The sequence below is a fragment of the Aliarcobacter lanthieri genome (assembly GCF_013201625.1).
GTDB classification, from domain to species: domain Bacteria; phylum Campylobacterota; class Campylobacteria; order Campylobacterales; family Arcobacteraceae; genus Aliarcobacter; species Aliarcobacter lanthieri.
On record NZ_CP053839.1, the window covers coordinates 2,052,705 to 2,066,415 of the forward strand.

General features: G+C 27.9%; 9 protein-coding genes and 1 pseudogene. 6 read left to right on the plus strand and 4 right to left on the minus strand.

Annotation, left to right across the window (positions count from 1 at the left end):
* Positions 1-7: 7 nt before the first annotated feature.
* The 5 genes from lysA to ALANTH_RS10375 all read left to right on the plus strand — a co-directional run bounded on the left by lysA (position 8) and on the right by ALANTH_RS10375 (position 6,395).
* Positions 8-1,216, plus strand: coding sequence for a diaminopimelate decarboxylase (gene lysA, locus ALANTH_RS10355; RefSeq protein ID WP_026808389.1), 1,209 nt, complete (start codon positions 8-10; stop codon positions 1,214-1,216).
* Positions 1,217-1,227: 11 nt separating this feature from the next.
* Entirely contained in the window at positions 1,228-2,307 is a 1,080-nt protein-coding gene (gene pheA, locus ALANTH_RS10360; RefSeq protein ID WP_026808388.1) for a chorismate mutase, read from the plus strand.
* 16 nt (positions 2,308-2,323) lie between these two features.
* A complete protein-coding gene (gene hisC / locus ALANTH_RS10365) occupies positions 2,324-3,430 on the plus strand; it encodes a histidinol-phosphate transaminase (protein ID WP_026804136.1) in 1,107 nt (368 codons plus the stop codon).
* An 8-nt stretch (positions 3,431-3,438) separates the two neighbouring features.
* Entirely contained in the window at positions 3,439-5,247 is a 1,809-nt protein-coding gene (gene dxs, locus ALANTH_RS10370) for a 1-deoxy-D-xylulose-5-phosphate synthase (RefSeq protein WP_026808387.1), read from the plus strand.
* A gap of 122 nt (positions 5,248-5,369) precedes the next feature.
* Positions 5,370-6,395, plus strand: a complete 1,026-nt coding sequence (locus ALANTH_RS10375) for a cytochrome-c peroxidase (RefSeq protein ID WP_026808386.1) — start codon at positions 5,370-5,372, stop codon at positions 6,393-6,395.
* Positions 6,396-6,457: 62 nt separating this feature from the next.
* Here ALANTH_RS10375 and maf read toward each other — a convergent pair whose 3' ends face one another.
* Positions 6,458-7,003, minus strand: a complete 546-nt coding sequence (gene maf / locus ALANTH_RS10380; RefSeq protein ID WP_026804139.1) for a septum formation inhibitor Maf — start codon at positions 7,001-7,003, stop codon at positions 6,458-6,460.
* A gap of 73 nt (positions 7,004-7,076) precedes the next feature.
* Between maf and ALANTH_RS10385 the strand changes: the two genes are divergently transcribed.
* Positions 7,077-8,366, plus strand: a complete 1,290-nt coding sequence (locus tag ALANTH_RS10385; RefSeq protein ID WP_026808385.1) for a hypothetical protein — start codon at positions 7,077-7,079, stop codon at positions 8,364-8,366.
* 15 nt (positions 8,367-8,381) lie between these two features.
* Here the strand turns inward: ALANTH_RS10385 and ALANTH_RS10390 are convergent, their stop codons facing one another.
* The 3 genes and pseudogenes from ALANTH_RS10390 to ALANTH_RS11545 all read right to left on the minus strand — a co-directional run.
* Entirely contained in the window at positions 8,382-8,954 is a 573-nt protein-coding gene (locus tag ALANTH_RS10390) for an NlpC/P60 family protein (RefSeq protein ID WP_026808384.1), read from the minus strand.
* Positions 8,955-9,091: 137 nt separating this feature from the next.
* Entirely contained in the window at positions 9,092-11,428 is a 2,337-nt protein-coding gene (locus tag ALANTH_RS10395) for a VCBS domain-containing protein (RefSeq protein ID WP_026808383.1), read from the minus strand.
* A 159-nt stretch (positions 11,429-11,587) separates the two neighbouring features.
* A pseudogene (locus ALANTH_RS11545) lies at positions 11,588-12,358 on the minus strand (immunoglobulin-like domain-containing protein); the annotation flags it as partial.
* Positions 12,359-13,711: the final 1,353 nt, after the last annotated feature.

The following is a 13,711-nucleotide window of genomic DNA, read 5'->3' on the forward strand; positions in this document are numbered from 1 at the left end:
AAGAAAGATGAATATAGATTTTAAGACATTGGCAGAAAAATATCAAACACCATACTATGTATATGATTTTGATCATATTACAAAACAGTATGAAGAGTTAAAAAGCTCTTTTAGAGCAAGAAAATCTTTAATCGCTTATGCAGTAAAAGCTAATTCAAATTTAAGTGTAATAAAACATTTAGCAAACCTTGGAGCTGGAGCAGATTGTGTTAGTATTGGAGAAGTAAAAAGAGCTTTAAAGGTTGGAGTTCCTTCATATAAAATTATTTTTTCAGGTGTTGGGAAAAGTGATGATGAAATAAAACAAGCACTAGAACTTGATATTTTAATGATAAATATTGAAAGTGCTGCTGAATTAAATAGAGTTGAAGATATAGCTAAAAGTTTAGGAAAAATTGCAAGAATTTCTATAAGAGTAAATCCAAATATTGATCCTAAAACTCATCCATATATTTCAACAGGACTTCACGAAAATAAATTTGGTGTAGATATTGATACAGCAAAAAGAATGTATATTCAGTGTAAAAATAGTGAATTTTTAGAGCCAACTGGTATTCATTGCCATATCGGTTCACAATTAACTCAACTTCAACCAATCAAAGATGCAGTAAAAATAGTAGCTGAATTAGTAAAAAATCTACAAGCTATAAAAATAGATTTATCATTTATTGATGTTGGTGGAGGATTAGGGATTATCTATGATGATGAAAAACTAATTGATACTTATGAATATGCACAATCAATTTTAGATGCTATGTTTGGACTTGATTTAACAATTATTTGTGAACCAGGAAGATTTATAGTAGGAAATTCAGGAATTTTTGTAACAAAAGTTTTATATGAGAAAATAAATGGAAATAAAAGATTTGTTATTGTTGATGGAGCAATGAATGATTTAATAAGACCAGCTCTTTACAATGCTTATCATAAAATTGAAGTTTTAAATAACAATAAAGATTTTTGTGATTGTAACATAGTAGGGCCTGTTTGTGAAAGTGGAGATTTCTTTGCAAAAAATATTGAACTTCCAAAAACAGAACCAAATGATTTAGTAGCAATTTATAGTGCAGGAGCATATGGTTTTACAATGGCAAGTAACTATAATACAAGAGGAAGAGTAGCTGAAATTGCTATTGAAAATGGGGTAGATAGATTAATTAGAAGAAGAGAAACTTTTGAAGATTTAATAGCTTTAGAAGAAGAGTTTGTAAAATAAGGTAAATTTATATGTCAAATGAAGATGGATTATTGGAGCTTAGAAATCAATTAGATTCAATAGATAATAACATTCTTGAGTTATTAAACAAAAGAATGGAATTGGTTCATAAAGTTGGAGCTTTAAAAGCTAAAAGTGGTGGAGCCATTTATAGACCAGAAAGAGAAAAGTCTATTATTGATAGGTTAGATAAAATAAACCAAGAAAAAAATGGTCTTTTAAATAGAAGTGCAATTGAAGCTTTATTTTTAGAAATTTTTGCAATTTCTAGAAATATTGAACTACCTGAAAATATCGGTTATTTAGGCCCACAAGGAAGTTTTACACACCAAGCAGCAGAAGCTAGATTTGGTGCAATGAGTTCTTATGTTTCAATTAGTTCAATAAAAGGTATTTTCAAAGAACTAAATTCTAAAAAAATCAAATATGGTGTTGTTCCTATAGAAAATTCTTCAAATGGTATAGTAAATGATACAATAAATGGTTTTAGCAACTTTAACTCAAAAATAGTTGCTGAAGTTATACTAAATATCCATCATACATTAGCTACAACTTGTGATAAAATAAATGATATAAAAAAAATTTATTCAAAAGATATAGCTTTTGATCAATGTAGAAAGTTTTTAACAAATTTTGGGCTTGATGAAGTAGAATTAATTCCAGTTGAATCTACAACAAAAGCTGCCAAATTAGCTGCTAATGAACCAAATAGTGCAGCTATTTGTGCTCATGTTGCAGCAAAACTTTATAATCTTCCAATTTTATTTGAGAATATAGAAGATAAAGATAATAATAAAACAAGATTTTTTATCTTAAGTGATTTTGATAATGCTCCAAGTGGAAATGATAAAACTTCAATTTTAGTAAATTTTCCTGATGAACAAGGTGTATTAGTAAAATTTTTAAATGATTTTAATGATGCAAATATAAACTTAACAAAAATAAAATCTCACATAGTTGAAGGGAACTCTATATTTTTTATAGATTTTGATGGTCATCAAAATGATGAAAATGTTAAAAAAGTACTACAAAAACACAAAAGTAGTATTAAAATTTTAGGCTCTTATGTAAAAGAGATAAAAGATATATAAAAACAAGGATAAAAAAATGAAATTTAACAAAGTATTAAAAAACTTATCAACATATGAAGCAGGAAAACCTATAGAATTAGTTGTAAGAGAATATGGAATAGACCCTAAAGAAGTAGTAAAACTAGCTTCAAATGAAAACCCTTATGGAACAAGTCCAAAAGTTGTTAAAAAGATATCAAGTTTAGCAAAAAATATGTATTTATATCCAGACGATTCTATGTTTGAATTAAAAGAAGCATTAGCAAATAAATTTCAACTTAATAGTAAAAATGTAATTATAGGTTCAGGAAGTGACCAAATTTTAGAGTTTTGTATTCATGCAAAATGTAAAACTGGTTCAAATGTTCTTATGGCAAAAACAACTTTTGCAATGTATGAAATTTATGCAAAACAAGTTGGTGCAAAAATTATAAAAACAAAATCAAGCCAACATAATTTAAAAGAGTTTAGTAAACTTTATAAAAAACATGGTGCTGATGTAATATTTTTATGTATTCCAAATAATCCTTTAGGAGAATGCTTAGATAAAAAAGATGTTTATAAATTTTTAGAATCTATAGATAAAAATACTTTAATTGTTGTTGATGGTGCATATCAAGAATATGCTTCTTTTAAAGATGAAAACAAAAGAATTTGTCCAAAAGATTTAATTAATACTTTTCCAAATGCTGTATATTTAGGAACTTTCTCGAAAGCCTATGCACTTGGAGGAATGAGAGTTGGTTATGGTTTTGCACAAGAAAAGATAATATCAACTTTTTATAAAATAAGAGCACCATTTAATATTACAACTTTAAGTTTAGCTGCAGCTATAGAAGCGCTAAAAGATGAAGATTTTGTACAAGATTGTATTGCTAAGAATTTTGAAGAGATGAAAAGATATGAGGATTACGCAAATCAAAAAGGTTTTGAATATATTCCTTCTTATACAAACTTTATCACTATAAAATTTGAAGAGAATTTAGTATCTAAAGTTGTGGCACAAAAACTATTAGAAAAAGGTATGATTATAAGAGATTTAACAGGTTATGGAATGAATGCAATAAGAATAACTATTGGAACAAATGAACAAAATACAAAACTATTCACACTTTTAGATGAAGTTTTAGAAGAGTTAAAATAGAGATTATTATGGAAGTAAAAGGTAAATCACTAAAAGAGTTAGAACAAATTTCTCAAAATATTAGAGAAAGAATTATAGATGTTGTTTCAAGGAAAGGGGGCCATTTTTCATCAACTCTTGGTGCAGTGGAGCTAACACTTGGAATGCATTATGTTTTTGACATAAATAGTGATCCTTTTATTTTTGATGTTTCTCATCAATGTTATCCTCATAAACTTCTTACAAATAGATGGGAAGAGTTTGAATCAATTAGACAATTTGGTGGACTTTGTGGATTTACAAAACCAAATGAAAATAAAGCTGATTACTTTGTAGCTGGTCATAGTTCAACTTCTATCTCTTTAGCTGTTGGTGCTGCTAAATCAATAAAATTAAAAAAAGAGTCAAGAGTTCCCGTTGTTATGATTGGTGATGGTTCTATGAGTGCGGGGATGGTATATGAAGCATTAAATGAATTAGGAGATTTAAAACTACCTGTTGTAATAATTTTAAATGACAATGAGATGAGTATTGCAAAACCAATTGGAGCGATATCAAAATATCTATCAAAACTTTTAGCTGGAAAATTTTATCAAAGTTTTAAAACAAGTGTTGATAAATTTATACGAAATAATATGCCAGAAGGAACAACTTATTTAGCAAAGAGAGTTGAGAACTCTATTAAGTTAATTACTCCTGGAATTTTATTTGAAGAAATGGGAATCGATTATATTGGTCCAATAGATGGTCATGATATAGAAGAGATAATTGAGACTTTACAAATTGCTAAATCTATGAATAAACCAGTTATTGTTCATGCAAGAACAGTAAAAGGTAAAGGCTATAAAATAGCAGAAGGTCATCATGAGCACTGGCATGGAGTTGGACCTTTTAACATTGAAGATGGAGAATTTATTAAAAAACCTTCTTCAAAAAGTGCTACTACAATATTTTCTGATGCTTTATTAAATCTTGCTATTGAACATGATAATGTTGTTGGTATAACTGCAGCAATGCCAAGTGGAACAGGAATGGATAAATTAATAGATAAGTTTCCAGAACGATTTTGGGATGTAGCTATTGCTGAACAACATGCAGTTACTTCTATGGCTGCTATGGCAAAAGAAGGATTTAAACCTTTTGTTACAATTTACTCTACTTTTTTACAAAGAGGATTTGATCAAATAATACATGATGTCTGTATCATGGCTCTACCAGTAGTATTTGCTATGGATAGAGCAGGAATTGTTGGAAATGATGGAGAAACTCACCAAGGCGCTTTTGATATAAGTTTTTTAAGATTTATTCCAAATATGATTTTATTTGCTCCAAGAGATAATAAAACTTTAGAACTTTCATTAGAATTTGCATATAACTTAGATAAACCTTGTGCTATTAGGTATCCAAGAGGCTCTTTTAAAGAGTTAGATTATGAATCTTCTAAATTTGAATTAGGAAAATCTGAGCTTTTAAAGAGTGGTAATTCAAATAAACTTTTTATTGGTTATGGTAATGGTGTATCAAAAGCTATTGAAGTTGAGAATCTACATGATGAAGATATTGCTATCTTAGATTTAAGATTTGTAAAACCATTGGATACATATACTTTACTTAATCTTTCTAAAAAATATGATAGTTGGTATATTTTTAGTGATTCACAAAAACAAGGTGGAGTTGCTAGTGCAATTTTAGAATGTTTAAGTGAGAATAATATATCAGATGTAAGTATAAAATCTTTCGAATATGAAGATAATTTTATTGAACATGGAGATACTTTAAAAGTTGAAGAATCACTAGGTCTACTCCCATCACAATTAGTAAAACTAATTACAAAATAGGACAAAAAGTATCCTATATTATAAGAAAAATTTATAATTTTCTTTTAAAAAATGTATATTTTTAACTTCCATTTAATAAATTTTATCCTATGATTATACAAATCATTTAGGAGGATTTTACTATGAAATTAAAAATTTCTTTAGCGTTACTTTTAGGTGCAAGTTCATTATTTGCAAACCAAGCTTTAATTCAAAAAGCTAAAAATGCAGGTTTAGAACCAATTCCTACTGAAAAAAAAGAATGGATGAAGTTGGTTGATACAGACAAAAACAACCCTATCACAGATGCAAAAATTGAACTTGGTAAAAAATTATATTTTGATCCAAGATTATCAAGAAGTAATCTAATCTCATGTAATACATGTCATAACTTAGCTCTTGGTGGAGCAGATGGAGTTCCAGCTGCTATTGGACATGGTTGGACAGCAAATCCACACCATTTAAACTCTCCAACAGTTTATAACTCAGTATTTTTTAAAGCACAATTCTGGGATGGAAGAAGCCCTCACTTAGCTGATCAAGCTCAAGGTCCAATCCAAGCAGGTCCAGAAATGGCAGCACCTCCAGCACTTGTAGAAGATAGAATAAATTCTATTCCAGCTTATGTTGAAGAATTCAAAAATGCGTATGGTAAAGATGTAAAAGTTGATTTTGAGAAAATCACTGAAACTATTGCACTATTTGAAAAAGTTCTTGTTACACCATCAAGATTTGATAAATTTTTAGAAGGTGATGCAAAAGCTCTTACAAAAGCTGAACAAGAAGGTCTTGATATATTCTTAAGTAAAGGATGTACAGCATGTCATACAGGAATTGCTCTTGGTGGAACTATGCAACCATTCCAAATTGCTAAACAATATCAATTTATCAATGTAGGTGATTTTACAGGTGATGAAAATGGTATGGTTAAAACACCTTCTTTAAGAAATATTACTGAGACAGCTCCATATTTCCATAATGGTCAATTCTGGTCATTAAATGAAGCAGTTAAAGAAATGGGTTCTGTTCAATTAGGTATTAATATTAGTGATGTAGATGCTGCAAAAATAGTTACTTTCTTAAAAGCTTTAGAAGGTAAAAAACCAGATATTACATATCCAAAATTACCAGCTTCAACTGATAAAACTCCAAAACCAACTTTTGATTAATTAAATCAAATAAGTTTTAAACTAATTCCCAAGCTATAAGCTTGGGAATTTTACTTACTTAACTATAAGAATGGAATTAACTTCTCAATACTAAGACCCATAGCTGTACTTTCTAAACCAATTACATTTTTTATATATGGCTTACAAAATCCTTCTACCATTATTGCTCCTGCTTTTCCAAAACACTCTTTACTATCTAAATAATTTTGTAAATCTTTTTTATCAAATTCCTTAAAATTATAAGTTGTAATAGATATATCAATAAGCTCTACTTTTTTTGATTTATATATCATACAAGATATTACACTTGTTTCATTTCCGCTTTGAAGTTCTAACATATACTTTGCATCTTCATAACTTTTTGCTTTTCTAAGTAATAATCCTTCACAAGTAACTACACTATCAGCAACTAAAAGAGGCATATCTTCTACTCCATATTTTAAATAAAGTTCATCAAACTTCCCTTTTGTGGCAAGATAACAAAATTCTTTTGGATTTGTAGTTTTTATGCTATCTTCATCAAAACTACCTCCATTTTGTATAAAATCTATTTTAAAATCTCTTAAAATCTTTGCTCTTGTAGGTGAATTAGAACCGAGTCTTATCAAAATCTATCCTTTTTTATCTCAATTATACTAAGTTTTTATATAATACGATTTTAATATTTTATTAGGATTTATAATGAATGTCGTCCAAAGAGTTTCTGGAGTTTTAATATTCTTTTCATTTATATTTACAATTTATGCATATTTTTTTCAAGAAAATATATTAATCTTAGCTATTAGCTTTATCTGGCTAGCTTCAATTTTATTGTTTTTTACTTTGGAGAAAAAAAACCTTATATATATACTTCTTTTTTGTAGTTTTATATCTTTTCTATATAGCTATATAAATGGATTTTATATTGACTTTTTCAAAGCTTTAAGTGTAAATCAATATCTTCTTACACTTTTAATTGCTGTTGGATTTTTAAAACTTATTGCAACTCCAAGGAAAGAGAAAAATACAGAACTTCCAAAAGGTAAGAATTCTTTTTTGAAAACATATTTGAGTGTACATCTTTTTGGATCTGTTATCAATCTCTCTTCACTACTTCTAGTTGCTGATAAAATGTATAAAAAAGCACCTTTAAGTCCTTCTCAAATAGTATTATTAACTCGTTCTTTTGCTAGTGATGCTTATTGGTCTCCATTTTTTGTAGCATTTGCAGCAGCTATAACTTATGCTCCAAATCTACAAACTTATACAATAATATCTTTTGGACTATTCTTAGCTTTTTTTGCTTTTCTAATAACATATTTTGAAGTAATTGATACTAAGAAATTTAATTTAGATGATTTTTATGGTTATCCACTATCTTTACAAACATTATATTTACCATTAGTTTTAGCTTTTTTTGTACTTTTAACTCATTATTTCTATGAAGATTTAAAAATAATAGTTTTAATATCTAGTTTTGCATTTTTAATGACTATTTTTATACTTCCAATAAAAAAAGGTTTTTTTGAAAGTTCTAAGATTTTGAAATTCTATATTTTAGATGAGTTACCAAAAATGAAAAGTGAAATATCTTTATTCCTAGTTGCTGGATTATTTGGAATATCTATGGGGTCAGTATTAATAGGATTAAACTTTACTCTACCTTTTGAAGTTTTTGATTATAAAGTAGCTTCAATACTACTTTTTATTTTTATAAGCCTATCTTTTATAGGGATTCATCCTATTATTTCTATTTCAATTTTAGGAGACTTTTTTGTAGATGCAAATCATACTTTACTAGCTATGACATTTTTGATGTCTTGGGCAACAACAGTTTCAACTTCTCCAATATCAGGATTAAATCTTACAATGAGTTCAAGATACTCTTGTAGTGCAAAAGAGATTTTTAAATTAAATATTTTTTATGCTTTTAAAATGTATATTATTTGTGTGATTTGTCTTTTTATATTATCAAAATTTTTAGAGATTTAAAGTAAAGTTTAGAGTTTATTTTAGAACTCTTTTTGCTGTCCAGTATCTATTTTTAAAATAAATATTATCAAGTTCAGAAATAGTTACTCCAATTTTTGTAGATGAGTGCATAAATTTTCCATCTTCAATATATATACCAACATGATTTGTTCTTCCTGTTTTGAAAAATACTAAATCACCCATTTGTAAATCACTCTTTTTTATAGTTTGTCCTACTTGAGCTTGAGATCTTGTATCACGGGGTAACTGTAAATTAAATTTTTCTGCCAATGCTTTTTGTACAAATCCAGAACAATCAATCCCTTTTTTAGTATCTCCACCCAATCTATATTTTACACCCTTCCATTCATCATAAAAGCTAAATAATTTATCATTTATCTTTTTATTTTTTGATATATAATTTGAGTATGTAATATCTTCTATAAAGTTATGTGTTTTTAAGTGAGTTTGTTGATCTTTATCTGAGCTATAAATACTATTATTAGGGAATTTTGCCATATCTACAGTTTTTTGACTAGTTGTAGTAGCACATCCTGTGAATATAGATGAAAATATTACAATAGATAAAAAACTTTTCCTAAGCTTCATAATTTCCCTTTTATTTAAAATGACATTTTTGAGTATATAAAAAAAATCACTATTTTGTCAAGTAAATTTATCAATTTTTATTTAAAAATAAAAAAGGTAAGGAAATTCCTTACCTTTAAAATATTTTGAAGAAGGAATTAATTTGTAATTCCATCAGAAATAGGTTGTTCAACTTTAACGTGAACAGTCTGATCTCCAATAATTCCACTATAAACATCAAATGTTTTATCACCATCAGTTATAGATTGTTGTTTTTCCCAAACTTTTCCATCTTCATTTTTAAACTCTACTTTATCAAATTTATCTCCACTAATTTTGATAGTATTATCATCTCCACTTAATTTTAAAACATCATCTAAAGTTAGACTTAGTTTATTCTCTTTATCATTAGTTAGATTTATTTCTTTCAAATCTTTTATAATACCTTTTAGATTTGATAAATCAATATCTCCTTTACTATCAAAAGAAATAGTATCTTTTGTTACTATTGTTGTAGCACTATCTGTAAGTACTCCATCTTTATTCTTTTCATATGAAGTAGCTTCTGCTTGGATAGCATTTAATTCTATATCTGAAAAATCTTTCCCTTTTAAAGAAAGATTTGCTTCACCATTTGAATCTACTTTTACAATATAACTTCCATCTTCATTTGAAATAATCTCTTGTCCATCACTACCAAATAATTTTGAACCATCAGGAATATTTTTCAATGTTATAATTGTATTTCCAACACTATCTTTTTTTAGAATTTCACTTCCATCTGTATCTGTAAGTTGTACATTCACTTTTATAGCATAGTCTTCTAAAGCAACTTTTGTAATATCTATAGCCAAATCTGGTGCATCAGCAACTTCAATAACATTTATATGCATCTCTTTAATTTCACTATAAGCTCCTCTATCATCACTTACTTGAAATTTAAAAGTAACATCCTTATCACTATTTTTAACTGTTTCATATACTAATTTATCTAAATCTTTAACTAAAATTTCTTTACCAGCAATAATTAGTTCACCATCATATTTTAAAACACCTTTTGTAGAATCTGGTAATGTAATTATTTTTATAGTTTCTATATCATCACCATCAATATCTTTATATGAATCAAAATCTTTTTTAGAAAAAGTATATGGAACATCTTCATAAGCATTAACTTTTTCATTATCAATAGTAGGAATATGATTGTTAAAGCCTTTACCTATAATAACAGTACTTATTTTATCAGTTTTTCCATTTGGATCTTTAATTTCTATATCAAAATTAAGTTCTCTTTCATCTTCACTATTTTTTGTTGAGAATCTAATAGCCTCTAAGGCTTCTGCATAAGCTTCATGAGAAGCTTTCCCTATAAATTTAATGATTATTTGTCCATCTTTTTCTATTATTGTATATCCTATACCCTCTTTTAAATCTCCTACTATATTGATTTTATCTCCAGCTTTAGCATTTTTAAGAACAACTGTTGCTTCTGAAAGACTATCATCATCTACATCACTAAACTCTATATTTTTAAATAGTTTATTTGTTAAAGATTCTGATGGAGTAAATGTAACTGATATAACAAAATCATTATAATCATAATCTGTTTGGTCGTTATATAAAGGTGTATCTTCAAAACCAATTATTATACTATTTGGATTATCAGATTTCAATGCAATAGTATGATCTTTTTTCTCTGTACTTAAAGATTCATCAGTATAATATACATCTTTTGCTGTTACAGAACTTTTACCACTTGTAAATATAATTTGACCACTATCATCTCTTGCTAAACTATAATTAGATTCTCCTTTGTTTATAATTTTCATTATATCGTTATTATTCGCTCCATTAGGTATTAGGAAAAATCCTATTTCACCTGTAATAGCTTTTAAAGAAACATCATTTTCCATAGAACCATTAACAAAAATAATTTTTAAATTTCCAATTGTTCCATCTGGATTTTTTTCATAATATCCTAATATACTCTTATATCCAGCATTTTTACCTTCATATTTAATTGATACATCAGTTTCAGTTTTTCCTATGTCCATTTTAAGAGTATTATTCTCATTTCTAAATTGATAGCTATTTTTACCATCATTTTTTATTAAATCTTGTGCTGTTATATTTTCTGAAACATTATCTGACTGATAGTCATTATATATTCCAGTTAATGTAACTCCATTTGTTTCAATATTTTCTATAATTGGAGCATCATTACTTCCTTGAATTTCAATAGTTAAAACAGCTTCTCCTTTTGGTGTTGTATAAGTAAAGTGTTCAGCTAATTTATCACCAATATTTAAAGAATCAACTTCAGTATTATCATCATTTATTTTATATTCAAAATCTCCTTTACTATTAATAGTCAATGTACCATATTTACCTATTATCTCTGTATGACCACTAGATTTAACTGTTATTTCTTTTCCATCAAAAGTAACTTTTAAAATCTTACGATTACTTGTCCCAAAGATATCATCATTTTTCAATACATTCCCTTTTGCAATTTGCCCATCATCTTTTTGTGAGGCAATATTTGCACTACCACTTTCAATAGCTATTGCTATATCATTTTTAAAAGTTGAACTACTAACATTTACTGTTACCGTTGCACCTGCTTGAATATCTTCAAATTGCTTTCCAGAATCAACTGTTGCAATTTCTACAATTTTATCAATTTCTATAGTATGACTTCCAGTTTTATCTACTTTTATAGGACTTGAACTTGAACTTATTTCACCTGCTGGAATAGTTATTTTTGCTCCATTACTTAATGTAATAGTTAATCCATCATGATTTTTTACTTCAAATCCATCTTTATTTCTTAAAGTAACTGTATAAGTAACACTACTTCCTTCATTTATGTCAGTGTTATTCGCTGTTACATCAACATATACTTTATTTATTGTATCTGTTACTACAACTGATACATCTTTTTGTACTTCAAGTTTTTCATACTCATCTCCACCACTTTTTACTTCTGTTGTATAGTTTAATGTTTCTCCATCTTTATATACATCATCTTGATTTGGATTTATTACTTGATTACTTGAACCTGTAGTTTGACCTTTTGGAATTGTAATTGTTGATACTTCTTTTCCATTTGAATCTTTTACTGAAATTACTAAATCTTCTTTTGGAGTTTTATCTGCATCTACTGTTGCTGTAAATACTATATTTTCTCCCTCTTTTACTGGATTTGCTGTAATTGTTACTGTTGTTGTATCTACATGATCTGCAAACTCTTTTGCTGTTGCATTATTTACTGGATTTAAATCTTCAAATTTTGAGTTATTTGTTGAACTTAAATCTGTTGGTGCTGGTACATTTGTTACATCTTGGTAATAATCTTTTGAAGAATCTGCATAAGAAACTGTTGTTGAAGCTCCATTACTATTTGCTGGTACAGTAATTGTTATTGTCTCATTACCTACTTTGAATGTTACTGTCTCTTCTTCTTTTGTTGGATTTGCAAATGTTACTGTATATGTAATCTCTGCACTCTCTTCATCTCCACTTGCAACTGATGTTAATGTATAGTCTGTTGTATCTACATGATCTGCAAACTCTTTTGCTGTTGCATTATTTACTGGATTTAAATCTTCAAATTTTGAGTTATTTGTTGAACTTAAATCTGTTGGTGCTGGTACATTTGTTACATCTTGGTAATAATCTTTTGAAGAATCTGCATAAGAAACTGTTGTTGAAGCTCCATTACTATTTGCTGGTACAGTAATTGTTATTGTCTCATTACCTACTTTGAATGTTACTGTCTCTTCTTCTTTTGTTGGATTTGCAAATGTTACTGTATATGTAATCTCTGCACTCTCTTCATCTCCACTTGCAACTGATGTTAATGTATAGTCTGTTGTATCTACATGATCTGCAAACTCTTTTGCTGTTGCATTATTTACTGGATTTAAATCTTCAAATTTTGAGTTATTTGTTGAACTTAAATCTGTTGGTGCTGGTACATTTGTTACATCTTGGTAATAATCTTTTGAAGAATCTGCATAAGAAACTGTTGTTGAAGCTCCATTACTATTTGCTGGTACAGTAATTGTTATTGTCTCATTACCTACTTTGAATGTTACTGTCTCTTCTTCTTTTGTTGGATTTGCAAATGTTACTGTATATGTAATCTCTGCACTCTCTTCATCTCCACTTGCAACTGATGTTAATGTATAGTCTGTTGTATCTACATGATCTGCAAACTCTTTTGCTGTTGCATTATTTACTGGATTTAAATCTTCAAATTTTGAGTTATTTGTTGAACTTAAATCTGTTGGTGCTGGTACATTTGTTACATCTTGGTAATAATCTTTTGAAGAATCTGCATAAGAAACTGTTGTTGAAGCTCCATTACTATTTGCTGGTACAGTAATTGTTATTGTCTCATTACCTACTTTGAATGTTACTGTCTCTTCTTCTTTTGTTGGATTTGCAAATGTTACTGTATATGTAATCTCTGCACTCTCTTCATCTCCACTTGCAACTGATGTTAATGTATAGTCTGTTGTATCTACATGATCTGCAAACTCTTTTGCTGTTGCATTATTTACTGGATTTAAATCTTCAAATTTTGAGTTATTTGTTGAACTTAAATCTGTTGGTGCTGGTACATTTGTTACATCTTGGTAATAATCTTTTGAAGAATCTGCATAAGAAACTGTTGTTGAAGCTCCATTACTATTTGCTGGTACAGTAATTGTTATTGTCTCATTACCTACTTTGAATGTTACTGTCTCTTCTTCTTTTGTTGGATTTGCAAA

Excerpts from the sequence above, each read along its gene's own strand:
- lysA (WP_026808389.1), top strand. The coding sequence starts at position 8 with ATGAATATAGATTTTAAGACATTGGCAGAAAAATATCAAACACCATAC.
- pheA (WP_026808388.1), top strand. The coding sequence starts at position 1,228 with ATGTCAAATGAAGATGGATTATTGGAGCTTAGAAATCAATTAGATTCA.
- hisC (WP_026804136.1), top strand. The coding sequence starts at position 2,324 with ATGAAATTTAACAAAGTATTAAAAAACTTATCAACATATGAAGCAGGA.
- dxs (WP_026808387.1), top strand. The coding sequence starts at position 3,439 with ATGGAAGTAAAAGGTAAATCACTAAAAGAGTTAGAACAAATTTCTCAA.
- ALANTH_RS10375 (WP_026808386.1), top strand. The coding sequence starts at position 5,370 with ATGAAATTAAAAATTTCTTTAGCGTTACTTTTAGGTGCAAGTTCATTA.
- ALANTH_RS10385 (WP_026808385.1), top strand. The coding sequence starts at position 7,077 with ATGAATGTCGTCCAAAGAGTTTCTGGAGTTTTAATATTCTTTTCATTT.
- ALANTH_RS10390 (WP_026808384.1), bottom strand. The coding sequence starts at position 8,954 with ATGAAGCTTAGGAAAAGTTTTTTATCTATTGTAATATTTTCATCTATA.